General features: G+C 43.9%; 36 protein-coding genes and 1 tRNA gene. 4 read left to right on the top strand and 33 right to left on the bottom strand.

Translation table 11 applies throughout. The annotated features are described in order from the left end of the window. Nucleotides 1-188: 188 nt before the first annotated feature. The 20 genes from MAHAU_RS02770 to MAHAU_RS02695 all read right to left on the bottom strand — a co-directional run bounded on the left by MAHAU_RS02770 (nt 189) and on the right by MAHAU_RS02695 (nt 8,783). A complete protein-coding gene (locus tag MAHAU_RS02770) occupies nt 189-635 on the bottom strand; it encodes a DUF1492 domain-containing protein (protein ID WP_013780200.1) in 447 nt (148 codons plus the stop codon). After that, nucleotides 607-783 carry a nucleoside triphosphate pyrophosphohydrolase family protein gene (locus MAHAU_RS15695; protein ID WP_171804955.1) on the bottom strand — a complete coding sequence of 59 codons (177 nt, stop codon included), beginning with the start codon at nt 781-783 and terminating at the stop codon, nt 607-609. Before MAHAU_RS15695 ends, MAHAU_RS02770 begins: the two co-directional genes overlap by 29 nt. Next, entirely contained in the window at nt 780-974 is a 195-nt protein-coding gene (locus tag MAHAU_RS02765) for a hypothetical protein (protein ID WP_013780199.1), read from the bottom strand. The genes MAHAU_RS15695 and MAHAU_RS02765 overlap by 4 nt, the downstream gene beginning before the upstream one ends. Next, the gene (locus MAHAU_RS02760) at nt 974-1,258 is read right to left on the bottom strand and encodes a hypothetical protein (protein ID WP_013780198.1); all 285 of its coding nucleotides are present in this window, start codon (nt 1,256-1,258) and stop codon (nt 974-976) included. Before MAHAU_RS02760 ends, MAHAU_RS02765 begins: the two co-directional genes overlap by 1 nt. Further along, nucleotides 1,248-1,397, bottom strand: coding sequence for a hypothetical protein (locus tag MAHAU_RS15690; RefSeq protein WP_013780197.1), 150 nt, complete (start codon nt 1,395-1,397; stop codon nt 1,248-1,250). Before MAHAU_RS15690 ends, MAHAU_RS02760 begins: the two co-directional genes overlap by 11 nt. After that, on the bottom strand, nt 1,387-1,590 hold the full coding sequence (locus tag MAHAU_RS02755) for a hypothetical protein (protein ID WP_013780196.1): 204 nt from the start codon (nt 1,588-1,590) through the stop codon (nt 1,387-1,389). Before MAHAU_RS02755 ends, MAHAU_RS15690 begins: the two co-directional genes overlap by 11 nt. Before the next feature lies 1 nt (nt 1,591). Then, nucleotides 1,592-1,963 carry a RusA family crossover junction endodeoxyribonuclease gene (locus MAHAU_RS02750; protein ID WP_013780195.1) on the bottom strand — a complete coding sequence of 124 codons (372 nt, stop codon included), beginning with the start codon at nt 1,961-1,963 and terminating at the stop codon, nt 1,592-1,594. A gap of 102 nt (nt 1,964-2,065) precedes the next feature. After that, nucleotides 2,066-2,263 carry a hypothetical protein gene (locus MAHAU_RS15520; protein WP_013780193.1) on the bottom strand — a complete coding sequence of 66 codons (198 nt, stop codon included), beginning with the start codon at nt 2,261-2,263 and terminating at the stop codon, nt 2,066-2,068. Next, nucleotides 2,202-3,539, bottom strand: a complete 1,338-nt coding sequence (locus tag MAHAU_RS02745) for a replicative DNA helicase (protein ID WP_013780192.1) — start codon at nt 3,537-3,539, stop codon at nt 2,202-2,204. Before MAHAU_RS02745 ends, MAHAU_RS15520 begins: the two co-directional genes overlap by 62 nt. Further along, entirely contained in the window at nt 3,536-4,477 is a 942-nt protein-coding gene (locus tag MAHAU_RS14850; RefSeq protein WP_013780191.1) for a DnaD domain-containing protein, read from the bottom strand. The genes MAHAU_RS02745 and MAHAU_RS14850 overlap by 4 nt, the downstream gene beginning before the upstream one ends. A 4-nt stretch (nt 4,478-4,481) precedes the next feature. Next, on the bottom strand, nt 4,482-4,784 hold the full coding sequence (locus MAHAU_RS02735; RefSeq protein ID WP_013780190.1) for a hypothetical protein: 303 nt from the start codon (nt 4,782-4,784) through the stop codon (nt 4,482-4,484). Nucleotides 4,785-4,987: 203 nt separating this feature from the next. Continuing rightward, entirely contained in the window at nt 4,988-5,731 is a 744-nt protein-coding gene (locus MAHAU_RS14845) for a hypothetical protein (RefSeq protein WP_013780188.1), read from the bottom strand. Between the two features lie 19 nt (nt 5,732-5,750). Further along, nucleotides 5,751-6,305: a host-nuclease inhibitor Gam family protein gene (locus MAHAU_RS02725; RefSeq protein WP_013780187.1), complete on the bottom strand. Its 555-nt coding sequence runs from the start codon at nt 6,303-6,305 to the stop codon at nt 5,751-5,753. A gap of 13 nt (nt 6,306-6,318) precedes the next feature. Next, nucleotides 6,319-6,537: a hypothetical protein gene (locus MAHAU_RS02720; RefSeq protein WP_013780186.1), complete on the bottom strand. Its 219-nt coding sequence runs from the start codon at nt 6,535-6,537 to the stop codon at nt 6,319-6,321. A 155-nt stretch (nt 6,538-6,692) separates the two neighbouring features. Further along, nucleotides 6,693-6,944 carry a hypothetical protein gene (locus MAHAU_RS02715; RefSeq protein WP_013780184.1) on the bottom strand — a complete coding sequence of 84 codons (252 nt, stop codon included), beginning with the start codon at nt 6,942-6,944 and terminating at the stop codon, nt 6,693-6,695. 15 nt (nt 6,945-6,959) lie between these two features. Next, complete coding sequence (locus tag MAHAU_RS02710) at nt 6,960-7,205, bottom strand: hypothetical protein (RefSeq protein WP_013780183.1); 246 nt, start codon at nt 7,203-7,205, stop codon at nt 6,960-6,962. A gap of 69 nt (nt 7,206-7,274) precedes the next feature. Continuing rightward, a complete protein-coding gene (locus MAHAU_RS15685) occupies nt 7,275-7,448 on the bottom strand; it encodes a hypothetical protein (protein WP_013780182.1) in 174 nt (57 codons plus the stop codon). Between the two features lie 4 nt (nt 7,449-7,452). Continuing rightward, complete coding sequence (locus MAHAU_RS15295) at nt 7,453-7,851, bottom strand: helix-turn-helix domain-containing protein (protein ID WP_013780181.1); 399 nt, start codon at nt 7,849-7,851, stop codon at nt 7,453-7,455. Between the two features lie 12 nt (nt 7,852-7,863). Continuing rightward, nucleotides 7,864-8,544 (bottom strand): helix-turn-helix domain-containing protein, encoded by a 681-nt coding sequence (locus tag MAHAU_RS02700; protein WP_013780180.1) that lies wholly within the window; start codon nt 8,542-8,544, stop codon nt 7,864-7,866. Nucleotides 8,545-8,558: 14 nt separating this feature from the next. Next, nucleotides 8,559-8,783, bottom strand: a complete 225-nt coding sequence (locus MAHAU_RS02695; RefSeq protein ID WP_013780179.1) for a helix-turn-helix domain-containing protein — start codon at nt 8,781-8,783, stop codon at nt 8,559-8,561. A gap of 231 nt (nt 8,784-9,014) precedes the next feature. On the opposite strand from MAHAU_RS02695, the gene MAHAU_RS14840 reads away from it, so the two are divergent. The 3 genes from MAHAU_RS14840 to MAHAU_RS02680 are packed head-to-tail and all read left to right on the top strand — an operon-like array spanning nt 9,015 to nt 10,998. Then, nucleotides 9,015-9,380: a helix-turn-helix domain-containing protein gene (locus tag MAHAU_RS14840; protein ID WP_013780178.1), complete on the top strand. Its 366-nt coding sequence runs from the start codon at nt 9,015-9,017 to the stop codon at nt 9,378-9,380. Nucleotides 9,381-9,396: 16 nt separating this feature from the next. Beyond that, nucleotides 9,397-9,822, top strand: a complete 426-nt coding sequence (locus tag MAHAU_RS02685) for an ImmA/IrrE family metallo-endopeptidase (RefSeq protein ID WP_013780177.1) — start codon at nt 9,397-9,399, stop codon at nt 9,820-9,822. 51 nt (nt 9,823-9,873) lie between these two features. Next, complete coding sequence (locus tag MAHAU_RS02680; protein WP_013780176.1) at nt 9,874-10,998, top strand: site-specific integrase; 1,125 nt, start codon at nt 9,874-9,876, stop codon at nt 10,996-10,998. A gap of 70 nt (nt 10,999-11,068) precedes the next feature. Here the strand turns inward: MAHAU_RS02680 and MAHAU_RS02675 are convergent. From MAHAU_RS02675 to trpE, 12 genes are all read right to left on the bottom strand, one after another. Continuing rightward, nucleotides 11,069-11,144, bottom strand: a tRNA-Thr gene (locus tag MAHAU_RS02675). Nucleotides 11,145-11,183: 39 nt separating this feature from the next. Beyond that, a complete protein-coding gene (locus MAHAU_RS02670) occupies nt 11,184-12,089 on the bottom strand; it encodes an ABC transporter ATP-binding protein (RefSeq protein WP_041644277.1) in 906 nt (301 codons plus the stop codon). Nucleotides 12,090-12,101: 12 nt separating this feature from the next. Further along, a complete protein-coding gene (locus MAHAU_RS02665) occupies nt 12,102-15,014 on the bottom strand; it encodes an ABC transporter permease (protein ID WP_013780174.1) in 2,913 nt (970 codons plus the stop codon). Nucleotides 15,015-15,026: 12 nt separating this feature from the next. Further along, nucleotides 15,027-16,316 (bottom strand): efflux RND transporter periplasmic adaptor subunit, encoded by a 1,290-nt coding sequence (locus MAHAU_RS14835; RefSeq protein ID WP_049783327.1) that lies wholly within the window; start codon nt 16,314-16,316, stop codon nt 15,027-15,029. Further along, a complete protein-coding gene (locus tag MAHAU_RS02650) occupies nt 16,252-16,953 on the bottom strand; it encodes an ABC transporter ATP-binding protein (protein WP_013780172.1) in 702 nt (233 codons plus the stop codon). The genes MAHAU_RS14835 and MAHAU_RS02650 overlap by 65 nt, the downstream gene beginning before the upstream one ends. An 85-nt stretch (nt 16,954-17,038) precedes the next feature. Continuing rightward, entirely contained in the window at nt 17,039-17,542 is a 504-nt protein-coding gene (locus MAHAU_RS02645) for a hypothetical protein (RefSeq protein ID WP_013780171.1), read from the bottom strand. Continuing rightward, nucleotides 17,505-18,317 (bottom strand): tryptophan synthase subunit alpha, encoded by an 813-nt coding sequence (gene trpA / locus MAHAU_RS02640; RefSeq protein WP_013780170.1) that lies wholly within the window; start codon nt 18,315-18,317, stop codon nt 17,505-17,507. Before trpA ends, MAHAU_RS02645 begins: the two co-directional genes overlap by 38 nt. Continuing rightward, nucleotides 18,310-19,494 (bottom strand): tryptophan synthase subunit beta, encoded by a 1,185-nt coding sequence (trpB, locus tag MAHAU_RS02635; protein WP_013780169.1) that lies wholly within the window; start codon nt 19,492-19,494, stop codon nt 18,310-18,312. The genes trpA and trpB overlap by 8 nt, the downstream gene beginning before the upstream one ends. Continuing rightward, entirely contained in the window at nt 19,487-20,098 is a 612-nt protein-coding gene (locus MAHAU_RS02630) for a phosphoribosylanthranilate isomerase (protein WP_013780168.1), read from the bottom strand. Before MAHAU_RS02630 ends, trpB begins: the two co-directional genes overlap by 8 nt. After that, the gene (gene trpC, locus MAHAU_RS02625) at nt 20,091-20,900 is read right to left on the bottom strand and encodes an indole-3-glycerol phosphate synthase TrpC (RefSeq protein WP_013780167.1); all 810 of its coding nucleotides are present in this window, start codon (nt 20,898-20,900) and stop codon (nt 20,091-20,093) included. Before trpC ends, MAHAU_RS02630 begins: the two co-directional genes overlap by 8 nt. An 8-nt stretch (nt 20,901-20,908) precedes the next feature. Beyond that, entirely contained in the window at nt 20,909-21,946 is a 1,038-nt protein-coding gene (gene trpD, locus MAHAU_RS02620) for an anthranilate phosphoribosyltransferase (protein WP_013780166.1), read from the bottom strand. Then, nucleotides 21,943-23,415: an anthranilate synthase component I gene (gene trpE / locus MAHAU_RS02615; protein WP_013780165.1), complete on the bottom strand. Its 1,473-nt coding sequence runs from the start codon at nt 23,413-23,415 to the stop codon at nt 21,943-21,945. The genes trpD and trpE overlap by 4 nt, the downstream gene beginning before the upstream one ends. A gap of 289 nt (nt 23,416-23,704) precedes the next feature. Here trpE and MAHAU_RS02610 point away from each other — a divergent pair, with 289 nt between their 5' ends. Beyond that, the gene (locus tag MAHAU_RS02610; RefSeq protein WP_013780164.1) at nt 23,705-24,199 is read left to right on the top strand and encodes an acyl-CoA thioesterase; all 495 of its coding nucleotides are present in this window, start codon (nt 23,705-23,707) and stop codon (nt 24,197-24,199) included. On the opposite strand, the gene MAHAU_RS02605 is transcribed toward MAHAU_RS02610, so the two are convergent. Beyond that, nucleotides 24,200-24,478 carry a DUF503 domain-containing protein gene (locus MAHAU_RS02605; protein ID WP_245543949.1) on the bottom strand — a complete coding sequence of 93 codons (279 nt, stop codon included), beginning with the start codon at nt 24,476-24,478 and terminating at the stop codon, nt 24,200-24,202. Nucleotides 24,479-24,482: the final 4 nt, after the last annotated feature.

Raw genomic sequence — 24,482 nt, 5'->3', positions numbered from 1 at the left:
TACACCGTTTAACTATATATTTTTTATCATAATTTATGTGAACATTCCACAGTATAACCTGAACATGAATTATCGTCGCCATATAATATCCCGCCGTGCCAACAAGCGTCAATTATTTCTCCATCTAGCTCAAGAGGCTTATTGTAAATACAACCATAGCACTTATCATTTTCTTTATTTTCCATGTCCTAAATATCCTTTCTGCGTAAATCATTGTATCTTACTAACCCTTTAGATATTGCCAAATTAATTCCATGTTCTACAATTTCATTACGCCATCTGAAAAATGTCGGCTGCGATATATTGAGCTCCATACATATCTGAGTATAGCCGAGCTGGTCAAAATACCTCTTCTGTATCAACGCTTCATATTCAGTTCCGCGATAATCAGCCAAAATATCATCTACAATGCTCAACCATAGCTCTCTCATACGTATATCGCCAGATGATACTTTTATACCTTTAATCGCTGTCGGATCTCCATGCCGGCTTTTGCCGTTACCTCCAGGCTCAAGTTCCGGCGGCGAACTTTCGATTATATCCTGCTTATCATGCTCTAGCTGCCGTTTCTCGTCAAAGTAGTTATAAAGATAATGCTCAATACATCTAAATACCCATTTTGGCACTACGCCCATAGTAGCCCCTCCTAATCGCCTCTTTATAAAATTCAGATAATTCTGAATGACATAGAGCTATAACATCGCCAAAGCTCCTATCTTCATCCCACCACCCATGCTTTTTTGCGTTTGTATGTATTTCCTGTACCAATTCGGTTATTGTCATTCCGCTGCCTCCCAATCAAATAATCCGTTCTTATCTATCAACCCATGCTCTTCTAGTATCTCCCGTGTTTCCTCTTTGTTAGCTTCTAGCGCCTCACTAATATATTGACTAATGCTTTTGCCTTTTTGGGTTGCCTGCTCCCGATACCATTCCATAGTATCATTGTTCAACCATACCGTTATTCTAGCCATTATTTTGCTACCTCCTCTATTACGTTTTGCATTTTCCACCCGTATTCGTCGCTATACACCCATATCTCATATGTTGCCCTCGGTTGGTGCGGTATATATTTTAATCTGTCTCTTATTCCCAAATATTCATTTTCCAAGCCCTGTTCTTCTTTGATTACTTTTATAAACCGTAACCCAAGCCTATTAATTGCGATAATATCAAATTCGCCATGCGTTTCTAGTACCGTATAGCCAACGCTTTCTAGCTGTTCAACGGCTCTTGCCTTAACTTCTTCAATCGTCATTGTTATCCCCTCCATCTTTGATTTCGTCTGCTTCTACCCACACAACGCTAGGTTTTTCCTCCCTTGCTTTTGCAATTGCCTCCCGTTTGTCGTTTGCCTCTACGACAACATTTGCTATGCCTGATACTCTATACGTCATTGCTGTCCCTCTCCCATCTAAACAATCCATTCTCATCTATCAGCCCATATCGTTCCAATATTTCTCTAGCCCATTCTAAAGTGCTTAATCCGCCGTCAGTTCTGTCTTTTACGCCGTTATAGCCAAACTGTAACCATACATCGGTTGCAAATTCAACCAATTCTTCTTCTGGTGTAACATGGTTTATATCCATTTCATTCAACCTCCTTTATCGTAATAATTATTCTCGGTCGCTTTGGGTCCACGTCAAACTCGTCCGCAAACCCCGCTATTTCGTTCCAGCCGTCGTTTTTCAGTACGCCAGCTTTAACAAGCCCATCTTCAAGGAATTTTTTAGCAAACGCCACGTTACTTTTATCACGCCGCCTGTTCTTCTCTATCCACCGATAGCTGATAAAAACCGGCTTTTCTATATGGACACCTTTAAGCTGCGACCGGCATAACGTTATGACAAGGTGTTCCGCTTGCTTCTTCATTTGCGCCGCCTGGTATTTGTTTCGCCTCTCCGCGTTTATGTATTCGTTCAAGCCCGGCAGCACACCCGGGATGATTAGCTTATATTCCATCGTTTTTGCCCTCTTCCCCTGCCGCCAGCAATGCCGCTATAAAGAAGCCTATTGCATTGCCTGCAAATAGCGCTATTATCAGCCACCACCATTGCACCATCGTTACCACCTCCATTGGTAACTTGCATTAGTTTCGTATTGCTTTAATTCCGCATACCATTTATTGCATAATTCCACTAGCTGCTGGATTGTTTTGTCCTTACGCTCGTTCTGCTTTCTTAGCCTATCGTTTTCAAGCTCAACCAATGCCGCGTGAACCGTAAGCTCGTTTATGATTTCCAGCATTTTCTCTTCTCTCATGACTTTTAATCTCCTCTTCTTGCGAATTTTCCCTGGTTTTATCCAGGTCATAAAATGCTTGCCAGTCTGGATTAAAGATAATCGTCATCATTCCGATTGGCGCCTGCCGCTGCTTGGCCGCTATAAGTTCGATATATAGCAGTTTCTTCTCCTGCCATAGCGGTTGTTCGTCTGGCCTATGTAAAAAATACACATTATCCGCGTCTTGCTCAAGTTTGCCGCTTTCAGCCAGATTTTCAAGCCCCGGGCGCTTATTAGCCGCGTCTCTGTTTATCTGCGCCAATGCCACTACCGGTATGTTCATTTTCATGCTCAGTTCTTTTAGCTCGCGGCTGATATGGCCTACTTCCAACGACCTTGAATCATACCGCCTTTTAGTGCTAACTAGCTGCAAGTAATCTATAACTATCAGCCCTACATCGGGCATGCTCATGGCTTTAAGCTTCATATCCTCAACAGTTGCGCTCTCGGTATCAATGACAAGCGGCAAAGTGCCAAGCGGCAACCCTAATGCCGATAATTTCTCCCAATCGTCATCGTTTAAATTGCCTGTCCTGATGTTCCAATGGCCAACGCCTGTCCTCCGCGCTATCATACGTTCAACAAGCTGCGTTTTGCTCATTTCCCGACTGAAGAATAATACTTTTACTCCATTTCTCGCTATATCCTCAGCCAGTTGCAATGCGAAAGCAGTTTTGCCTACGCTTGGCCGGGCGGCTATGATATGGAACTCGGATCTGTGCAGCCCCGCCGTCATGATATTGAAAGCAGACAGCGAATTCATATAGTATTCTTTTTTATCCCTGTTCCGGTACCGGTCCTCTATCTCTTCTAACGTCTGCAACACGACATCTTTAAAATCCTCTGCTTTTTTGTCTGACGGCACCAGCCCATTAAATACATTGAGCGCATATGAAAGGACCTCGTTTGCGTCGTCCATTTTTTCTGCCATGTTTGCTATTTTTTGCGCTTGCAAGTACGCTTGCCGCATTGTGGCTGCGTCCTTCAATACTTGTAAGTGCTGTTCAAATCCGGCAACAAAGGCATCGCCGGTAATCTTAAGCGCGTGACCTACTAATTCGCGTTTGGCTGCTGCAACTGTTACAGTGTTAACTGGCTTTCCCTGTTTATATATATCAAGCATCGTCTTGAACAGGTCTAAATTGGCATTATCGTTAAAATAACTTTCTTCCAGCTCATCAAGATATACAGCTAAATTGGGTTCTAATAGTATCGCCGCCAAAACCTCTTGCTCTGCTTCAATCGCCTGTATCATGTTATCGCCTCCGTAAAGTTGTTATAGGCTGAATAAACATTATCTGGTGCTGCGCGACTATCCACACCGCTAGCTTTCTTCTTAGCTAGTTCACGTTTAGCTTCGTGTTCTTTGTATTGCTGCAATGTGAATATCCCTTGCGTTTCAAGATTTGTAAGTGTTTTTTCCGCATATCGCAAGTCATAAATATTGCCCATTATGGTAATTCCCATAATTTCGGTAACTAGATCTGGATCCATGCCATCTTCTAAAAACGCTGATAATCGTTCTGCTTGGACCGGTGATAATAACGTGCCAAAGTTATGTTCATAAAAGCTGGCTACCTTCTTAAAGCCACTATCGTCTAGTTTTGCGCTTAAAGGAATAGCAATATCCAATTGTGGTTGTGGTAGTGTTTCTTTTTCGTCATCGACAACTCTATTCACTTCCACTTCCACTTCTTTTCTTTTCTTTTCTATTCTTTTCTTTTCTATCGTGTCATAGTCGTTGTATGTTCGTTGACTTGTCGACGACAAGTCGTCGAATTGTCGTTGCTGATTCTGAGATGTGTCCAGTACTTCGTAATACCATTTGTGGCGTTCTTTTGTATCGCCGTGCCATATGATAAATGGTGGTAAGGGTACTGTGGGCGGTGATGGCCTATCTAAATGCTGATGTTTGCAAAAGTTCTTTACCCATCCGTATTGTTTGCCATCCACTTCGTAAGGAATTATCTTGCCGATTTTTACAAGTATATCTACATATTTTTGTATAGTGCTAATATCAATATTATCCCCCGGGAATATTTTCATTTTCAGGGATAAGGCGTCTAAAGATAAGCAGCCAGAATCATCGGCTACACACCATAAGCCTTCGTAGAATAATCTTCCAGCAAAATCAAGATTGGATACTATATCAGAATCTGTAAAAAACTCTGGGTTAAGTATACGCTTGCGCATTTTATCACTCCTTCCCACAAACAGGGCAAGCCGCACCGTCATCACAAACTTCGTATAACCGAATGGCATATGGCAAGCTGTCGTAAGCATCATAGCCTATATATTCGTCTGCCTCCGTATCCAATATAGCTACTAGTTTTCCTTCATAGCCGTATGCTTCTTTTATCAGTTCTTCTATTTCTTCTATGCGCGGCATCCGGTCAGGGTGCGATACTTCATAGAAATACCGGCCATGCACATCCTTATCATGCACTGCGACTAGCTTTCCGGCTTTATATGCGCCGCTTTCTATTTTTGTAATCTTCATAGTTATCTCTCCAATTCTTAAAATAGGCAGGCGGTGGTTGTTTCATCGAAAGGAGATGTATCATGCATATGTTATGTTAAAAGGGGTATGTGATATCCGCCTGCCGTGTTACCTAACTAACGATTGCCCGTATTATCTGGGCTATCATATAAAACGTGGTAAAGCCCAATGCAAGCCAACTCAACCTGTCAAGTAAACATGCTTTACGCTTGCGCATTTCTGGATTCCTCCAGCTTTGTATTGAGCTCTGTTATTATATCGCTTGCTTCTTTTTTTGACAGGTCTTTTAAGCTATCGACATGATGGCCGATAGCCTCTAACAATGCTAATACTTCATTCTCGCCATTACATCCTAATTTCCCGGCTATGGCAAATATAGCTTTAATTTGCTGTTGCGATGCAGATGTAGTCTCATTAGTATTGCTATAACTACGCGACTGTTCTTTACGCTCGATTGCTTCACCGTTGAGATCCATATCTTCCAGGTCTTGCGTAAATATGTCGGATAGGCTGGCGACTAACAGAGTAGCGTCAACCAAAGCGCGCTTTTTAGCCATTTTTAGAATTGTATTGTCAATGCTGAATGGATTCTGTTTAGCATATTTGGACTCTCTAGTATTAGCACATCCGAGGCCTTCGGTTATAAGAATATCTCCTTTATATAGTTTGCATCGGACTTGATACTGGAAAAATCCCGTCTCCCAGTCTCTAGTGCTATCAACTATTTCAAATTCGCTTCTTAAGCCCATCATCATTAATATTTTTTCTGCTCCGGGCTTAAGCAATGTCGGTTTGTCCGTCCCAGGGACAACGCCGTAATCATGATTTTGATGCAGTGTTTTTTGTATGATTTGCTGAAATTGTGATATTTTTTGCATCGTTGCCTGCACCTGTTGCAACGATACACTGTCAATTAACGATAAACTGTTTATTTCTTGAATATCCATCTTTATATCCTCCATTTTTTTATATTTCTACATCAAATTTTGGTTCACGTTCCACGATTTCGATACCGTCTATAACCTCGCCGGTTTGCGTGTCAACAGCTTTATCGCCGGCTGTGGCAACCAGTTCTTTCAGGCTAGACCAGTTAACAGATTCCTTAATTTTGACAAACTGCGGCTTGTTTGTCTTTACCCATTCGAGCAGCTTATCTTCGTCTTTTAGATATTCCGGCTGTTGTTGTTTCAATCTCAATACGCCACTGGGCAGCTTATATATCTTTTGAGTTTTCGTTTGCTTAACAGCCGTAGCTGGCAGCGATTCAAAATATTGCTTTAACAGGGCGCAAAAGAAACTGCGTTGTTGCTCCGCCTGCTCTTTTTGCTTATCAAGCCATTCCTGCACCTGCGCTATCTTATTCTTCGCTACAACCTCTTTTCGTCTATACTCGGCATCTATCGCAGCTATTTTCTCCAGCGCCCAGTCCGCCTGATTATCATCTGTTATGCGCCAGCCTTCGTCTGTCTGCCCTAATTCCTCGTCTATCAGCATATTTTCGGTTTCATATTCTTCTATCATTTTTTATCCCCCTCTATAAATACACTATATTTGCACCGTTTTGCGCTTGTTCAGCAATGCGTGTTAACATGAGCACTGCATCTTCATACGTTTCGTACATACCCAATATTTCCTTATCTCGCCCTGCGGGTTCGATGCATATATAATACTGGTCGTCTCCGCACTCATCTACCGCCAGAACTGCTCCGGTAATATCAGCTAGTATCCGCTTGTTTTTACTCATTACTAACATTTATTCTTCCTCCTTCTTTATCTTAGAGATGATATCATTTCCCAAAGTATCATCATTAAAGGCCTTTCTAGGCCAAGGCAGACAAGCCCAACACCAAATATCAGACCAAATACCAGTGTAAAGTCCCCGACTAACGTTAGTATTAAACCTGACTATCAGCATAATTTATTCCTCCCTATATTGTTAACATATGGTATTTGGTGCGCATTAGCCAGTTCTGCAATATTCTCAAGAACGGCCTGTGCATCTTCTAGTGTTGGGAATTCGCCTAATTTATAAAACCATGCAGCTTCATTGCCGGCTAAAGACATGCATAGCTGGAACCTGTTCTCGTATTTGTTAATAAAGGTGATATATCCGGTTGAGACGTCGGTTAAAAATTCTCCGTCTTGGCTCATTATTAACATTTATTCTTCCTCCTTTCATTGATACAGCACATATATAAAACATGCAATAAAGCCCATAACTAATCCGACTAACAATCCTGCAAAAATATCATGTGGATAAACGAATATAATCTCTGCTGCCACTATCACTACAGTGCCTACGATATAAAATATCCATAACTTCAAGTTCAGCAGCATCCCTGCCATGACTATACCTAGAATGATAAAACCTTCTTTAATCAAAGTTAGCATTCCGGCTTCAATCAAAGACATAGTCCGCATGATTGATTTCTCCTTCCTCGTGTGTTATACTATACATAGATAAGTTTGCTAGGCGCTCTAATAGCGCCTTTATTTTTTGCTCGCCAACTGCAATTGGAGCTTGAGTTTATGCCGGTAGCGCAGCATTCGCTCGAGCTCGGTCTCGAGAAATAGCTGGTCGGCCATGCTCCACGGGTGCGTGAGCTCCTCCTCAAGCGTGCTGATATCGGCTTCAACTTCCCGAATTTCATCATATATGGACATGATTTCACCTCCTTCCCCATACAGTTTTAAGCTGCATCTGCTCTTGTTCTGCATGCTGCTGTTGTTCTGCATGCTGCTGTTGTTCTAGCCATTCAAGCAGGGCATGCTTTGGTACCCGTACCTGCCGGCCTATCCGCACTGCGGGAAAACCTACCCAATGGCTCATTTCATATGCTTTGGATATGCCTATTTGCAGGAACTTTGCCATCTGCGGGATGGTCATGACCGTTGGAAATCCGTCGTTGCCATCGTCTATCTTTGTGTTTAGAACATCATAGCCGAGTGTATGCTCAACATCGGCCTTGGCCTGCATAAGCAACTTCTCGCTCTGCTTTTCTTCAGGTGATAGAACTGTATATTGCGCCAAAAGATGGATGAGCAAATCTTTTTCCTGATTTGTCATGATTTTACCTCCTTATGCCGTTTCATTGGCTTGATTTGCTAATTTAGAGATATCTGCCCCAGGTTCCCATTTGTTAATAATTTTAATTGCAATTACGATATTTTTACCTGAAATTAATCCGTAACTTTTAACGTTAAAAAACTCTCTTAATTCTTTTTCAAGCCATATCTTATAGAGCTTTGTCAAACGCTTATCATTGGTTAACTGGTTAATTCGTTCATTAATCGATTCTACTAGTATCTTTTCCTCATTGTTTTCTTTCTCTTCCCAATCAATCAATTGACTAGGGTCAGTAACAATTTCTTTTATCGAGCAATCAAGCACTTCTGCTATCTTTTTTAATGTACTATTTTTTGTGGTTTTTCTCTTTAAGATAGTTGTTATTGCAGAGTTTGACATATGGATCTTCTGTGCTAATTCTTGCTTGTTCATGCCTCTAACCATCAAGAGATATTCAATTGCATCACTGTTAATTTTTGGCTCATTGTTACTCCTGCTTTGTACGTGTAATTGCATGTGGCATTTATGGCAAACTGGTAACAAGTTGTCTATATTATGGTTGCTATATGAGTGATCTTGGTGATGGACTTCAGTAGCCTCCATGCCACATATTGCACATCTATAATTGTTTTTCTCTAAAACTTTTAACCTGTTTTGTTTCATTGTATAGTGGTCAATATAATTGAAGCTCATCTTCTTATCTCCTTTCATGCCGTCTTGTTGGTTTGCTCGTCGGTATTTGCGTTGTTTAGGAAATATGCGGGTTCTATTTCCAACGCATTCGCTATCTTATGGAGTGTTTCTAGTGAAGGATCGCTCCTATCATGTTCTATATCACATAAAAATCCGTGCGATACGCCGCTTAATTTTTCTAGTTGCCGCAACGTATAGCCACGCTTATTGCGAATGGATTTTAACTTTTTGCCTATCATTATTATCGCTCCTTTCTATGTATTATTGTATGTTATTTACGACCAAAAGTAAAGCGCCATAATCGCGGATAACGACCAATTAGGCGCGATTATCTCCATTTTTCTAGCCATATCTCGCATTATCTATGTTTTTCACGTTCGTTATAAACGAGCTTAAAAATGTATATTTTATTGCTTATATGGTATATAATTAACATTGTACGAGATAAGCGAACAAGGAGTTGATCTTTAATGGAAAGCATAGGTGCAAAATTAAAAAGTATAAGAAAACAGAGAGGCTTAACTCTTCGAGCATTGGGCAAAGCTGCTAACGTTTCTCATTCATTTATAGCAGATATTGAATCAGGGCGCAGCAATCCTTCTTTGGACACGTTAGACGCTCTGGCGAAGGCCTTAAACGTATCTATTACAGATATTATAAGAGATACAGATTATGAAAATAGGCAAGAAGCTATAGATTTAGCGGAGGCAATATTAGAAGAGAACGTAATGTTCGACGGCGAGCCATTATCTCTTACTCCGGAGGAAAGGCAAAGTATATTAGAATTTGTGAAAACTGCTATAAAACTCATAAATCAAAAAGAAACAAAAGAATAAAAGTGGGTGTAGTATCATGTATGGACGTGAGGTTGCACGCAATGTTATATCCAAATATGGCACGAATGAACCTGTAGAAATTGCAGAACATTTAGGCTATATAGTGATAGAGTTTCCCTTGCCTGATGTTATAAGGGGAATTATTCTGTACTTCAAAGGGCATATAGCAATAGGCCTAAATTCCCATTTAAACGAATGCAGGAAACGCGAAACTTTAGCACATGAAGTTGGACATGCCATTATGCATAAGGGCATTGGCTTCTTCTTTATGGTTGAACATACATATCAGCGGCCAGGTACATATGAACGTGAAGCTAATGAATTTGCAGCCGAGCTTCTTATACCCAATGAAACATTATTTGAATTACGAGAAGAATCCGTGGAGTACATAGCAGCAACTTTAGGAGTTAGCAAAGAACTTGTTGCGCTTAAACAAATTTAGCAATGTACATAATAGGCTTTACGCCTATAAAAATTTTAAGGAGGTAAAATCATGCGAGGACATATAAGAAAACGCGGTAGCACATATAGCATCGTGGTTGACATCGGCCGCGATGAAAATGGCAAGCGGCAACAGAAATGGTATTCAGGATATAGGACCAAAAAAGAAGCAGAAAAGGCACTTGACCTCCTGTTGGCCGAAATCGAGAAAGGCGAATATGTCAAACCAACGAATATGACCATCGGCGAATTCCTGGATGAATGGCTAGAGGAGTATTGCAAGCCAAAGTTAGCTCCAAAGACATATAAATCATACAGCGACACTATCCGGTTGTACTTTAAGCCGATTCTGGGGCGTATTGAGCTTGCAAAGCTTAAGCCAATAACAATACAGCGTTATTATAATATGCTTAAAGAAGAAGGCAAGCTGTCCGATACGACGATAAATTATCATCATCGCTTGCTCAGTAAGGCACTAAAGCAGGCGGTAAAGTGGCAATATATAAGCAAAAATCCGTGCGATGCTGTTGATACGCCCAAAAAGCGTAATGTGGAAATGAAGATATGGAATATAGAAAATGTCAAAAAGGCCGAGCAGGTATTTGCCAATTCGCCTATATTTATTCATGTTATGCTGGCCATATATACAGGCATGCGCGAAGGGGAGCTATGCGGTCTGCGATGGGAGGATATCAATTTCAAAGATGGTACCTGCACTATCCGGCGGACCGCTCAGCGCGTAGATAAAGAATTAATATTCAAAGAGCCAAAGACAGATACCAGTACCCGTGTTGTGGCCCTCCCGCAAAATATAATTGAGATGTTAAAGCAAGAGAAAAAGAAACAAGCAGAAAACAAAATACTCCTCGGGTCGGCATATGACAATAATTATGAAGGGTATATAAGCGTCTGGGAAGATGGACATTTCAAAGAGCCTGATTATGTGAGCAAGAAGTTTCATAAGATGCTGGCTGCTACACCGGAGCTGCCCATGATACGCTTTCACGATCTGCGCCATACCCATGCCAGCCTTATGCTTGCCAGTGGCGCAAATATGAAAGTGGTCTCTGAACGACTTGGACATTCACAAATAGGAATAACGATGGATTTGTATTCGCATGTGCCAATAGAACTACAAAAAGACGCAATAAAAAAACTGGAGACGCTGCTCCAGTAAATGGATGTTTGCAAAATGTTTGCAAAGGGCGGCTGACTTGAAGCACCGCCCTTTAAAAATGCCTATTTTATGGAGCTTTCGAAGGGACTCGAACCCTTGACCTGCTGATTACGAATCAGCTGCTCTACCAACTGAGCTACGAAAGCTTATCACATATTATATTATGCCATAAAAGCTCTATAATTTCAAGCGTCTTTTTTCGCTTCTTCCACATCTTGCGGTGGTATCAATACTATTTTGCCATCCTCCAATTCCACTTTTATCTTCTTCACTCCGTCTAAGCCCAATGCCTCTAGGTATTCTCTCGGTATTTGAAGTCTGCCCGCTCTGTCCAATACGGCCAGCTCCTCATGAGTTTCTTCTTCGTTTTGCTCTATACCTGCCTCTATCTCAGCCAGCTCTTCGGCATAGGACTTGCGCCGTATCAATTCGCTGCTGGTCTTGCCGTCCCTTATAGCCACTACCCTATCCACCTTCTTGGCCAAGCGCATATCATGCGTGACTATGACGGTCGTTATCTTCATGCTTCGGTTGAGTTCACGCAATAAATCGAGTATCTGGTCAGCCATTTTGGTGTCTACTGAGCCGGTCGGCTCATCGGCCAACAGCAAGCGCGGATTATTGGCCAGCGCTATGGATATCGCCACTCTTTGCTGTTCACCGCCCGATAATTCGCCCAGCTTACGGTTCATCTTACCTTCCATACCTACCCTCTCCAGCAGCTCCCTAGCACGCTCCTTCAGGAGTTTACCGGCTATAAGCATCGGCAATTCGACATTTTCCAATGCTGTAAGATATGGTATGAGGTTTCGGCCACTGTTCTGCCATATAAAACCTACCGTATCCCTCTTATATTTTACCAGGTCCTTATCGCTCATTTTGAGCAAATCCTTACCGTCGACAAACAGCCTGCCGGCTGTAGGCCTATCTAATCCGCCCAGCATATTGAGCAATGTACTTTTACCGCTGCCGCTGTTACCTATAACGGCCAACAATTCTCCTTCTTCTACTTCCAAGTCCAAGCCCTGTAAAGCTACCACTTCTAAATCCGCCACTTTATAGATTTTGACCAGTTCTTCACATTCTATCATCAACATCCGCTTTTACTCCTCCCCCATCTTTATGGCCTGACTTATCTTTATTCGAGATAGTATATTGCCTAATATAGCCAGGCCTAATCCCAACATTACACCTACCATTATATAAAGCTTCGCTCTATCGCTAAAGTACGAGATTACCTTAAACGGCGGCACTTGAGTCACGGCACTGTACGCTACCTGAAGCAGCGGCACAAACAACGTGCTGGTCAGTCCTCCGACCAATATACCCGCTATTATAGCCATACCTGAAGTCAGGATTTGTTCCCATACCATCATGCTTAAAAGTTGCGGCAATGACATTCCTATAGCACGTAATACACCGAATTCAAATGTCCTGCCGCGCATCGACAGTATCCAATACAGTAAAAAGCCCAAAAACGTTATGGCTAACGATATAATAAATCCCAATGTCATAGCACCGTTAAGCCCAAGCTGCATAGGATCATTCTTTATTTTTATTATCTCCTGGCTGGCATCTCTCAAATCACTTACTTCAAGCTTTTTATCCTCTATGCCTTTATACAATTCAGCGCTGGTTGCCCCTGGCTTCATTTTTAGCCATATTTCATAAGGCTCCAACGCAAGGTGATTTTGTACATATGGAAGATTAGCCACTACGAGCATGGGATCGTTGGGGAGATATTCCGCGTTTAAGCTCTCTTCAGGATTTCTTTTAGGATTCCACGACGGCCAATAATCGATGATCTCATATACTATAAAACTGGCGGCATCCACACCGTCCCAGCTTAAATATATATAATCTCCTTTATTTATACCGTAAGCCTTGCTTATAGATCTAGAGATCAACGCTGCGCTAGGCTCCTGAGATAACAAATTAAGATAATTATTTATATGATACGGCTTCAGCAAATCATCCCTGAACCATGCAGTCAATCCGAAGTCATACGGTTCTATCGCCATCAACTGCACATCGCTCACCCTTTGCCCGCCTGCCGTCACATCCACCATACCGCGTTGAAATACTCTGGTAGCATGCTCTACGCCGGGTAATTGCTGATAGCTCAGAAATGGCGGCTCGGAATATTGTATCCTCTCAGGTGTTTCCGCTTGACTTTCGGCTCCTGAGGCCGGTGTCGGAGTAGGCTGAGGGGTTGATGACGGTACCGCTGCCCCGGCTGGCGGAGCATTGCTCTCCCAAGCCGGCATCATGGCCACATCGGCGCCTATTTCATAATATATACGGTCCTCTATATTTTTATTGATAGTACGCGCAGAGTTTGCGCTGAATAAACCGGTGGCTATAGTCATTATAAGGAAGACCATCAAAAACTGATATTGCCTGGATGAGCGGCTAACCTGCGTTAATGTTTCATATAACGAAGGCGGCCACCACCTATTGCCCAATCTATATATAGCCTCTACAATCAACGGATATATGCGCAGGAAGAATAAGCCGATACCCAGTGCAAATAATGTAGATGCAAAAAACAGCAAAGGATTAACTTGCAATTCCGTTGCATTGGCATTGGTTATAGCCAGTACCTGCTGATGTTGATTGAAAGCGTATAGACCGTATCCCGCTATGAGCATAAGTATGACGTCTATAAACGACTTTTGCCACCACGAACTCCCGGTGTATCTGGCAAGCTGTTGTTTATGGACAACAATGCTTATGTTGGAAGCGAAATAGGCTGGTATCAACAACATTATAACGGAAGCTGCCGCAGCGATTAAAGCATACTTATACGCGCTAGCACTCAACGCCACCGGCAAAGCCTTCCTGTTAACAAACTCCATGAACCCGTTGGACGTACCCAGAAATTTGGTAAGCAAGAGCCCCAACGGCGGCCCTAGTATAAAGGCTACTCCGGCCAGTATAATACCCTCTATCAAATATTGGACCATGATATGGAATCGGCCGGCGCCTCTGCTGCGCAATATCGCTATCTCATTCTTATCCGAATCGATTATTAAAAACGATACCATAAATATATAAAAGATAAGCATAAGCAGCACAGGTACATTTAACGCCAACAGCAGCATGCTGACCTGCTTTTGTTGTTCGGTATATTTCTGGAGTATACCTATCATAGGTACATTAACGGTAAAACCGTTGTATATGTTGTTTAAATCCTTTATTATGGAAACATGGTTCGCCAATAGCTTATTTATGTCCTGCACCAGTATAGTATTATAATCAAACGCATAATACCAGTTGCTGCTCTTTATCAATGCATGCGTTTGGTTTATAAAATCCCTCTTAAAAAGGTCATAATCGATAATAAAGCTTTCGTTGTAAACCGATGGAGCTCTAAACCAGTATAAATCCCTCTCATCTTTCGGTTCAAAGACGCCAACCGGCTTGATTTTTATGGGCTTAAACTGCTCATCCCCCGGATCATTAATTATAAATACATTGCCTAAAACCATATCCAGTTTATTGAGCGCGCCTTCGGTAACCAACGCTTCATACACCCCGTCCACTTTATCTTTGGCAGGCATTCGGCCATCTATTAGCTTTATGTGTTGCTCGAAATCCATTAATGCCTGTATTTTGCCATAACGGTTGGGCCTTGGGTCTACTTTATTGGGATCTTCCGGCGTCATTTTATATGGATCCAATGAAACGTTCTGTGTATATATCAAATAAGGCTTATCTATTATACCAGGTACGTTCTGTTTTATATATCTGTCTAGCTCATTATATATACCGAGTTTGTCTTCAGCCTTGGTTTCTTCTTTATAGTATAGGCTGAATTGATATGAACCCGGATAGTTATTTGATGAAACTTGGTATTCTTCCAAATCTTTGGTTAATAACTTTTGCAATACGCCGCTGCTATACATCGGTATACTGCTTACCAGCGCGACAGATATTATCAAACCCAGCAGCAGGCATAGCACCAGCCACCGGTTTTTAATCATCTTACGCAAAACCATTACAACCGCTGCCATTAAGCCATCCCCTTATCTCAATATAACCTTCTGACCTTCTTTTAGGCCTGATACTATTTCTACTTCTGTGGGAGATTTTATGCCCGTCTTTACATCTATCTCCTTTTTGCTGCTGCCATCTAATACCTGCACGTATTCTCTCCCCATATAACTGCGCACTGCCTGGCGCGGCACTATAAGCGCATTGGATTTCTGTTGAAGCACTATTTCTATGTCTGCGCTATCGCCTAGTTTCGCTTCTTTAGGAAGGTTATCGGCTTTTATAATAACCTGGTTTTTGTTTTTGGGGTCTACATCGGCCGGCATACTGTATGGACATGAAGTCACTTTCCCCGTAAGCTTTTTATTGCGTATTGTTATCTGCACCTTCATATCGGGCTTTATAAGCATGGGGTCGCTAAGGAGACTGGCATCATAGCTTAGCTGAAGATCATTGGGATCAGCCACTTGCACCAATGTCTGGAACGGCTGCACCACATCACCTTTTTTTATATTCATATCGATGAATACCACGATGCCATCTATGGGTGACTTTAATTGGGAATTAGACATTTGGCCCAGTAGTGCATCCAGCCTGATCTGCGCCGCTTTTAAATCGATTTGGCGTTGTTCCACATTGTATTGAGCGTTATTTACATTATCGGAGGCTTGATTTACAGCCGCTTGAGCATTATTTACGGCTTGCTCGGCTGCTGTCAGGGCTTCTCTTGCTGTGATTACATCCACCAAGGCGCTGATAGGAGCATCCTGAGCATTTGCGGCAGTTTCCGCAGCCGCCATTGTTTTCTTAGCGGCCTCTAAATTCGCCTTAGCCTGATTTAATTGAGCCGGTGCCGAATTTTGAGCAGCCTTCGCCGCCTTCAGGTTGTCATTGGCTTTATTAAGTTCTATTTGAGCGTTACGTAAATTTATTCTGGCCAATTCTATCTGAGTACCCAAGTCACCTATATCCAATTGGGCCAATATCTGTCCTTTTTTTACTTTATCTCCGCTCCGGACGGCTATAGTATCCAGCCGTCCGCCGGCTTCAAAATAAAGAGGATAATCTTTGGCTGACACGAGTGTGCCTATACTCTTCACCCTATTTACTATATCGCCCCTCTTAACCTCTGCCAGTTTGTATTCTTCCTGCTTTGGCTTAACAAGCGGAGGAGCCAGTACCTCTTCTTCCTCCGGAAACATGGCACAACCTGATAACACGCTTATAAATATCAAGGCCAATGAAACAAGTATCTCTCTAAAGCGCTTTGCTCCGCTGCTCCTGTTCATCCACGACCTTGCCGTCTTCCAAGGTATAAACATGATCCGCCACCTCCATAATTATGGGATCGTGGGTAGCCATTACGATCGTTATACCCTCTTTATCTACCAGATCCCTAAATAATTTCATTATCTGCAATCCCATACGGCTGTCCAATTGTGCCGTAGGTTCGTCTGCCAATATGACGCTGGGATTATGGGCCATAGCTCTGGCTATAGCTACCCTCTGCTGCTCTCCGCCGGACATCTCCATAGGCCTGTGTTTCATTCGTTTGGACAAACCAACCAGTGCCAATACTTCCTCAGCCCTCTTGCGCCTTTGAGCAGCCGGCACTCCGGCTATCCTGAGGCTGAATTCCACGTTTTCATAAGCAGACATCAATGGTATAAGGGCTGATGCTTGAAATACAAACCCCAGTTTACGCCTTCGCAATTCATCTCTTTGGCTCTCTGGAAGTTCGCCTATTTCTGTTCCTTCGAAAAATACTTGCCCCTCGGTAGGCCTATCCAATGCACCCAGTATATTCATGAGTGTAGTTTTGCCTGAACCGGAGCGTCCGCGAAGTGCCACAAAAGTACCCGGCATAACAGAAATGGAAACATCATTTAAGGCATACACGTTCTCCCCTCCGGATTTGAACACCCTTTTAATAGAAACGGTTTTTATAACAGGTTTCATAGCAGTAATTCTCCCCACCTTCCCCCTTGCCATATATAAAGAGTTTAATTACTAGGAATAATTATACTACTACGGATACGCAAAATCAAATATGGTGGGATGTTTTTTTAGCATCGTTAAATCCATCTACTGTACCCAACATGGACATAATAGGGAGAACTATACAAAATACACTTAAGATAATAATCGATATGCGTTCAAGTTCGGTCGCATAGCTGTATTTCACCAACTGCATATATACATATATAACATAGGCAGTATCAGGTATAATACCTATAATGCCTATAAATAAACCATACAGGGCTGGTTTGGCATCTAGATGAGAACCGAATTTTTTGCCAAAGATAAACCATATTACAAAATAAGGTATGCCAAGCAGCAGCATTAATAATCCTACCGGCTGCGGTATAGGTATGTATAATGCCTGGAGGGCTGCCACCAATCTATATACGGCCGCCCATATAACAGCGGCCGCAAGCAAATAAGCGCAGCTAGCGGCCATCAAGCGCAATCCCTCGCGCAGCCAATGGCCGCTGACCGGCATAAATATCTCAACTATTATTCTCCATAGTCTGTTCCATACATTCATCGAGAGCCATCCTCAATCCCCTCATAAATTCATATATATCTCGATCGGAGGCTTTTTGTTCTATCCGCCGTACCAATGCGCTGCCCACTATGAGGCCGTCGGCCAAATACCCCAAGCGGCGCATATGTTGCGGCTCGGATATGCCAAAGCCTAGGGCTGTGGGCACCACGCTGTATAGATTTACCTTTTCCATAAAGGCGTCTATATTGCTGTCGAAAGCCTGTCTCTCGCCCGTCACCCCCAGCGATGATACACAGTACAAAAAGCCCTTGGCACTCGAGGCTATTTCCTTTATACGCTGCGCTGACGTCGGCGCCACCATGGATATAAAGTATACCGGCGCATCATCCAAAAGTGGCTTTAACGCCTGGCGTTCTTCATAAGGCAGATCGGGTACTATCGCACCATCCACGCCTGTCTTACCGCATTGTTCAATGAATTTCTCCAACCCATATTGATATATACAGTTATAGTATATCAAAAACACTAAAGGAATGGAAGTATTTACACGAAGGTTTTGCACCATATCGAAGGCTATGTCCAGGTTCATCCCACCTTTTAAGGAGCGCTGCGATGATGCCTGGATCACCGGTCCATCGGCCAATGGGTCGGAATACGGTATGCCAAGCTCTATTATATCGGCGCCAGCCGATTCTAAGGCCCTGACGGCATCCATCGTATATTTCACATCTGGATCCCCGGCTGTGATAAACGGTATCAGCGCCTTCTTCCCATGCCGTCTTAGCTCGTCAAACCGCTCATCTATCCTATTCATCGATGTTTACCCCCTTTAATTTGGCAATGGATTGTACGTCTTTATCCCCTCTGCCCGATATATTTATCACTATGATATCGTCTTTGGATAGCTGGGGCACCAGCTTCGCGGCATACGCCACCGCATGAGCGCTCTCCAGAGCAGGTATTATCCCCTCCAGGCGAGACAACATCTCGAAAGCCTCGACCGCTTCATTATCGGTGACGGAAGTATAATGCACACGTCCGATATCATACAGGTATGCATGTTCCGGACCCACTCCAGGATAATCCAAACCGGCGGATATGGAATAAACGGGCTGTATCTGGCCGTATTTATCCTGTAATAAGTACGTCATCATGCCATGCAACACTCCCACGTTGCCCTTGCTTATAGTAGCCGCATGTTTATCGGTATCGAGGCCCAGACCGGCTGCTTCCACACCATATAACTTGACTACATCATCGCTTACAAACGGATAAAATATACCCATGGAATTACTGCCGCCGCCTACACAGGCTATAATATGGTCGGGCAGGCACCCTTCGGCTTGTATTATCTGCTGCCTGGTTTCATCGCCTATAATACGCTGAAAATCGCGTACCATGGTCGGATATGGATGTGGTCCTACCACAGAGCCTATAATATAATGCGTATGCTCCACATTTGATACCCAATCGCGTATGGCTTCATTGGTAGCATCCTTTAATGTAGCCGTACCGGAGGTTACAGGTACCACCCTGGCCCCCAGCAATTCCATGCGAAATACGTTCAGGGCCTGTCGCTCCATATCCTCGCGCCCCATAAACACATCGCACTCCATGCCCAAAAGCGCTGCCGCCGTAGCTGCAGCCACGCCATGCTGTCCGGCGCCTGTTTCAGCCGTCAGTCTCTTTTTCCCCATGCGCTTGGCCAATAGCCCCTGACCCAATGCATTGTTTATCTTGTGTGCGCCTGTATGGTTCAAGTCTTCGCGTTTAAGATATACCTTGCCACCACCCAGGTATTCTGTAAGCCGCTCAGCGAAATACAACGGCGTCGGCCTGCCTACATATTTATCCAAATAATAACCTAATTCTTCCATGAATGAATTGTCGGCCATGGCTTCGTTATATGCCCTCTCCAGTTCGTCCAGCGCATTCATAAGCGTCTCGGGCACATATTGCCCGCCAAAACGCCCAAAACGTCCTTTATTCATTATCCTCCATCCCCCTTACTGCTTCTATAAATTCCCGTATTTTATCCGCATCTTTGTAGCCGTCGGTCTCTACGCCACTGCTGACGTCTACAGCATAAGGCTGAACCACAGCTATAGCTGTTTTTACATTATATGGATTTAGCCCGCCTGCCAGTATTATATGATTCTTGACCCTTATATCGTGCAATAAATTCCAATCCAAGGCATGGCCGCTGCCTGGCATCGACCCATCCAGCAATAGAGCATCCACAGGCCATGCATCCAATCCTTTAAGGTCATCGCAGCCCTTAATTCTTATCGCTTTCCATACCTCTACGCCTTTAAATTTGCTGCAGAAATTCGATGCCTCGCTGCCGTGAAGCTGCACAACGTCGAGCTTGCAACTTTGTATGGCTTCATTTATAAAGCCCATGCTCTGATCGGCAAATACGCCGACGCGCTTTATACCACCATCCAGCATATCACAAATCTCAGCCGCACGCTTTATTGTAAGGCGTCTCCGGCTATTTGGAGCAAATACCAAGCCCACATAATCCGGCTTATATAAGTTCACCGCCGCTGTATCCCGTTCGCCAGTCAAGCCGCATATCTTTATTTTAACCAAATTTTTCCATCAGACCTCCAGCGGCCTTTTTGAACTGCTTTATGGTATTTCCCGGGCAATCGGAGCGCATAAGTGTTTCCCCTATCAGCAACGCATCAACGCCTAAGGATGCCATATAACGGACATCATCCGCATCTCGTATGCCACTTTCGGCTACCACTATCTTATCTGACGGTATACCTTTCATAAGCCTTTGAGTAGTGGATAGGTCTACGCTGAAATCATTGAGGTTACGATTGTTTATGCCTATTATAGAAGCCCCGGCCTCCAACGCTGCATCAAGCTCCATTTCATTATGGACCTCAACAAGGCAATCCATGCCCAGCATATCGGCTATAATGCAGAACTTTTTGAGCAACGTTTTATCAAGTATAGCTGAAATAAGCAATATGGCATCGGCCCCCAGAAGACGCGACTGATATATTTGCCATACATCTATTATGAAATCCTTGCGCAGTACAGGTACGGCAACCTGGCTTTTTATCATGCTCAGATATTGATCGCTGCCTTCAAAAAAACGCCTTTCGGTCAAAACCGATATGGCATCAGCACCCCCTGCTTGGTACGCCTTTGCTGTTTCCAGCGCATTGAATTCAGCGGCTATAACGCCCTTGGATGGTGAGGCTTTTTTTACCTCAGCTATTATGGAGAGACCGCCCTTCCTTTTTAAAGCTTCTTTGAAGCTGTACCTCCTATACGAAGGCATATTTTTGAGCATATATTTCATGCCATCTAGCGATATATGTTGTTTTTCCATTTGCAATTGTATAACCTTGGCCGCCACAATGTCTCCTAATATCATAATGCACCTCATACCATTGCTTGTCGCCGCTGTTTATCGTAGCGGTTACAAAATTCAATAAGTTGATTCAACTTTGCACCGGCACTGCCGTCATCGATGAGCTTTTGCGCCAAATCCACGGCCTCTTCCAATGTCTCCGTTTTTTTGCCAACATATATCGCAGCGGCGCCATTTAAAATGACAGCATCGCGGTAAGCGCCTTTTTGCCCATTGAATACCGACCTTATTATAGCAGCATTGTGCTGTGGATCTCCGCCTTTTAATGCCTCCCTTGTTGCCCTTTCCAGCCCAAAGTGCTCGGGTGCTATGGTATATTCAGCGATACTGTCGCCATTTATTTCAGCAACCATGGTTTCTCCTGCTACCGTTATCTCATCCAACCCGTCTGTACCATGAACCACCATGGCCCTGTCGGTACCGAGTTTAGCCAACACTTGTGCTATCGGCCGCACCATTACAGCATCGTAAACCCCCAACACCTGCCCTTTGGTACCCGCCGGATTGGTCAGAGGACCTAAAATATTGAATATGGTTCTAATGCCGAGTTCCTTTCTTGGGCCAGCAGCATGCTTCATAGCTGTATGATATACCGGCGCGAACATAAAACCTATACCCACCTCTTTTATGCATTGGGCTGTGTAAGACGGCGGCATATCGGTTATTATACCCAATGCTTCGAGCACATCGGCGCTGCCGCAGCGGCTGGATACCGAACGGTTACCGTGTTTAGCCACCGGCACGCCGGCTGCCGCAGCAACAAAAGCCGCCGCCGTCGATATATTGAACGTCTCGGCCTTATCTCCGCCTGTACCGCATGTATCCACGCAATACATGTCAAGTTCCAACCTTTGGGCTTTGCTGCGCATGGCCAACGCCGCACCCGTTATCTCATCCACCGTTTCGCCTTTGAGGCTCATAGCTGCCAAAAACGCGCCTATCTGAGCCTGCGTCGCTTGACCACTCATTATCATATCAACGCATTGCATGGCTTGTTCCAGCGACAAGTCCTGTCCCTTCACCAACATATCGATAGCTTCCCTTATCATCTCATCAAAACTCCTCTCTTCTCGACTGATGCTATAGCCTGTAGCAAGGCTTTGGCCTTATTACCTGTTTCCACATATTCGCGCTCAGGCACCGAATCGGCCACTATGCCTGCCCCTGCCTGAACATATACCTTCTCGCCCACGAATATAGCCGTCCTTATGGTTATACACACATCCATATTGCCATTATAACCTATATACCCTATGGCCCCTGCATATGGCCCGCGGCGCACCTGCTCCATTTCGTCTATTATCTGCATGGCTCTAACTTTCGGAGCACCGCTGACCGTGCCCGCCGGCAAACATGCAGCCAGCGCATCGAAGGCGTCATTATCACCCTTGAGCCTACCTTTAACATTGGTTACCAGATGCATAACGTGGGAATATTTTTCTATATGCATGATGTTTTCAACCCTCACACTGCCGTATTCAGCCACCTTGCCTATATCGTTGCGGCCAAGATCCACAAGCATGATATGTTCGGCTCTCTCCTTCTCGTCATTGAGCAGCTCGTTTTCCAGTTCAGCATCCTGTTCAGGCGTATCGCCGCGTGGGCGGGTTCCTGCTATGGGACAGGTCTCCACAACACCGTCCTCCACCCTGACTAACGACTCCGGCGATGAACCAGCTATCCGGTAATACCCGAAATTAAAGTAATACATATATGGTGATGGATTCAGCGTCCTCAGCGCCCTGTATACGTCGAATGGATGAGCACTAGTCACCGTTTCGTATCGCTGTGACAGCACCACCTGAAATATATCACCGTCGAGTATATATTGCTTGGCCCTTTCAACCCATTCTACATATTCCTGCCGGGATACATTGCTTACAGGCGATATGTTCTCTGTGTTTTTATGCAGTTCGACAGACGCTGATGCTTGCTGCAACATTATCTCGTCGTACATTAACTTTATTTTGCCTATGGCTCGCTCATAAGCGGCATCACTTTCATGTTCAACATTAACATTAACTATTATAATAACCCTTTGCCTTAAATGGTCATATACTATGAGGTCATCGCACAACACGAAGTGCGCATCGGGCAATTCAAGGTCATCTTCAGGCACATCGGGCAATGGTTCGAGCACCCTTACGATATCATAGGCAAAATAACCAGCGCATCCACCCGAAAAACGCGGTAAATCTTTTATCTGCGGACAGCGGCGCCGGTGCATCCAATCCTTCATATAGGCTATGGGGTCGGAGCACGACACTTGACCAGCATCAGTTTTAAGCAAACCATTTTTGAATTCGAATGATGCCGATGGATTGATACCTATAAAGGAATAGCGTCCCCATTTCGTCCCACTTTCAACGCTTTCGAGCAGAAAGCTGCCACGCCTGTCAGCAAAGCGTGAGAATATGGATATGGGTGTTATGGTATCAGCCATGAATTCGGCCCATATCGGCACCACATCGTATTGAGCCGCCATTTCGCAAAAATCTCGTCTGTCTGGATAGTACAAATACGCTCTCTCCTTTCCAGAGAGGCCGAAAAGATATGCAAAAGGCCGGAATATCATTCCGGCCGAAAAGTCATAAATTCATTTCCTATGCTCTTCTCGGCTCATCTCATCTAAACTCGTCTCGTCTAATTCAATCTTGTTATTATAATACACTATTGGACAAGAGTGTGTCAAATTTTTTTGCAGGGAGTATTTATCTTGATAATTTCTCTATGCTTGAACATCATATACAAATATGTTAAATTATAAGCAACAGCAGACATCGTACATAATAGCAGGAGGAAATGCAATGATAAACGCATGTGATCCGAATATGGGATTTAAGCCGCCATCGGCATCGAAAGTGGAAATGACAGAGATGGTATTACCCAATGATGCCAACGGGCTTGGCAACCTTTTAGGCGGCAGGCTTATGCACTGGATAGATATAGCCGGTGCCATAGTGGCTTCACGACATTCCGGCCATACAGTGGTAACGGTAGCAGTCGACAGTTTAGACTTTAAAGAACCCATAAAAGTGGGTGAATTAGTCATATTAAGAGGCAAAATAACATGGTCCGGCCGTACTTCCATGGAAGTAGCGGTAGACGTTTACGGCGAGAATCTGACCACCGGCCAGCGCCGCCTGACTAATGAGGCTTATCTGACTTTCGTGGCGTTAGATGACGACGGGCATCCTACACCCGTGCCCTGCGTATCGCCAGAAACTCCGGATGAGCATAAAGCGTTTCAAGATGCGATAATAAGGCGAGAGCAGCGCCTAAAGCGTCGTTCGGGAGAATAATCACAGTATCTGAACATCTATATTTATCACCTGATATTCGCCTTCGCCGCTTTCAATATAATCTATGGCCTTATCTATCTCGCCGTTGGCAAACTTTCCATCATTGGATATACACGCTATGCCCAAGACCGCGCGCTGCCAAATATCCATATATTCCATTTCGGCAACAGAAACGTTGAAGCGATTGCGCAGGCGAGCGATTATACCCTTGACCACGTGTCTCTTATCCTTGAGCGAATGAGCAAAAGGTATGGCTATCTCAACCATAGCTACGGCCACAGGC

The sequence above is a fragment of the Mahella australiensis 50-1 BON genome, from assembly GCF_000213255.1.
In the GTDB taxonomy this organism is placed as follows: Bacteria; Bacillota; Clostridia; order Mahellales; family Mahellaceae; genus Mahella; species Mahella australiensis.
Note: the sequence above shows the minus strand (reverse complement) of the source record. Positions and strands in the feature narration are given on the sequence as shown.

Bases quoted from the DNA above. Each gene is read 5' to 3' on its own strand.
- MAHAU_RS15520 (WP_013780193.1), bottom strand. From the start codon at position 2,263: ATGAGAGAAGAGAAAATGCTGGAAATCATAAACGAGCTTACGGTTCAC.
- MAHAU_RS02770 (WP_013780200.1), bottom strand. From the start codon at position 635: ATGGGCGTAGTGCCAAAATGGGTATTTAGATGTATTGAGCATTATCTT.
- trpD (WP_013780166.1), bottom strand. From the start codon at position 21,946: ATGATAAGGGAAGCTATCGATATGTTGGTGAAGGGACAGGACTTGTCG.
- MAHAU_RS02760 (WP_013780198.1), bottom strand. From the start codon at position 1,258: ATGACGATTGAAGAAGTTAAGGCAAGAGCCGTTGAACAGCTAGAAAGC.
- MAHAU_RS15690 (WP_013780197.1), bottom strand. From the start codon at position 1,397: ATGACGTATAGAGTATCAGGCATAGCAAATGTTGTCGTAGAGGCAAAC.
- MAHAU_RS02650 (WP_013780172.1), bottom strand. From the start codon at position 16,953: ATGAAACCTGTTATAAAAACCGTTTCTATTAAAAGGGTGTTCAAATCC.
- MAHAU_RS02700 (WP_013780180.1), bottom strand. From the start codon at position 8,544: ATGAGCTTCAATTATATTGACCACTATACAATGAAACAAAACAGGTTA.
- MAHAU_RS14850 (WP_013780191.1), bottom strand. From the start codon at position 4,477: ATGCGCAAGCGTATACTTAACCCAGAGTTTTTTACAGATTCTGATATA.
- MAHAU_RS02715 (WP_013780184.1), bottom strand. From the start codon at position 6,944: ATGTTAATAATGAGCCAAGACGGAGAATTTTTAACCGACGTCTCAACC.
- MAHAU_RS02665 (WP_013780174.1), bottom strand. From the start codon at position 15,014: ATGGCAGCGGTTGTAATGGTTTTGCGTAAGATGATTAAAAACCGGTGG.
- MAHAU_RS15295 (WP_013780181.1), bottom strand. From the start codon at position 7,851: ATGACAAATCAGGAAAAAGATTTGCTCATCCATCTTTTGGCGCAATAT.
- MAHAU_RS14840 (WP_013780178.1), top strand. From the start codon at position 9,015: ATGGAAAGCATAGGTGCAAAATTAAAAAGTATAAGAAAACAGAGAGGC.
- trpA (WP_013780170.1), bottom strand. From the start codon at position 18,317: ATGAATAGGATAGATGAGCGGTTTGACGAGCTAAGACGGCATGGGAAG.
- MAHAU_RS02680 (WP_013780176.1), top strand. From the start codon at position 9,874: ATGCGAGGACATATAAGAAAACGCGGTAGCACATATAGCATCGTGGTT.
- MAHAU_RS02735 (WP_013780190.1), bottom strand. From the start codon at position 4,784: ATGAAGATTACAAAAATAGAAAGCGGCGCATATAAAGCCGGAAAGCTA.
- MAHAU_RS02755 (WP_013780196.1), bottom strand. From the start codon at position 1,590: ATGGATATAAACCATGTTACACCAGAAGAAGAATTGGTTGAATTTGCA.
- MAHAU_RS02765 (WP_013780199.1), bottom strand. From the start codon at position 974: ATGGCTAGAATAACGGTATGGTTGAACAATGATACTATGGAATGGTAT.
- MAHAU_RS02725 (WP_013780187.1), bottom strand. From the start codon at position 6,305: ATGATAGAAGAATATGAAACCGAAAATATGCTGATAGACGAGGAATTA.
- MAHAU_RS02750 (WP_013780195.1), bottom strand. From the start codon at position 1,963: ATGGAATATAAGCTAATCATCCCGGGTGTGCTGCCGGGCTTGAACGAA.
- MAHAU_RS02610 (WP_013780164.1), top strand. From the start codon at position 23,705: ATGATAAACGCATGTGATCCGAATATGGGATTTAAGCCGCCATCGGCA.
- MAHAU_RS02645 (WP_013780171.1), bottom strand. From the start codon at position 17,542: ATGAATGTATGGAACAGACTATGGAGAATAATAGTTGAGATATTTATG.
- trpC (WP_013780167.1), bottom strand. From the start codon at position 20,900: ATGATATTAGGAGACATTGTGGCGGCCAAGGTTATACAATTGCAAATG.
- MAHAU_RS15685 (WP_013780182.1), bottom strand. From the start codon at position 7,448: ATGTCCATATATGATGAAATTCGGGAAGTTGAAGCCGATATCAGCACG.
- MAHAU_RS02720 (WP_013780186.1), bottom strand. From the start codon at position 6,537: ATGTTAGTAATGAGTAAAAACAAGCGGATACTAGCTGATATTACCGGA.
- MAHAU_RS14845 (WP_013780188.1), bottom strand. From the start codon at position 5,731: ATGGATATTCAAGAAATAAACAGTTTATCGTTAATTGACAGTGTATCG.
- trpB (WP_013780169.1), bottom strand. From the start codon at position 19,494: ATGAATAAAGGACGTTTTGGGCGTTTTGGCGGGCAATATGTGCCCGAG.
- MAHAU_RS02710 (WP_013780183.1), bottom strand. From the start codon at position 7,205: ATGCGGACTATGTCTTTGATTGAAGCCGGAATGCTAACTTTGATTAAA.
- MAHAU_RS15695 (WP_171804955.1), bottom strand. From the start codon at position 783: ATGACAATAACCGAATTGGTACAGGAAATACATACAAACGCAAAAAAG.
- MAHAU_RS14835 (WP_049783327.1), bottom strand. From the start codon at position 16,316: ATGTTTATACCTTGGAAGACGGCAAGGTCGTGGATGAACAGGAGCAGC.
- MAHAU_RS02745 (WP_013780192.1), bottom strand. From the start codon at position 3,539: ATGATACAGGCGATTGAAGCAGAGCAAGAGGTTTTGGCGGCGATACTA.
- MAHAU_RS02670 (WP_041644277.1), bottom strand. From the start codon at position 12,089: ATGATAGAATGTGAAGAACTGGTCAAAATCTATAAAGTGGCGGATTTA.
- MAHAU_RS02685 (WP_013780177.1), top strand. From the start codon at position 9,397: ATGTATGGACGTGAGGTTGCACGCAATGTTATATCCAAATATGGCACG.
- MAHAU_RS02695 (WP_013780179.1), bottom strand. From the start codon at position 8,783: ATGATAGGCAAAAAGTTAAAATCCATTCGCAATAAGCGTGGCTATACG.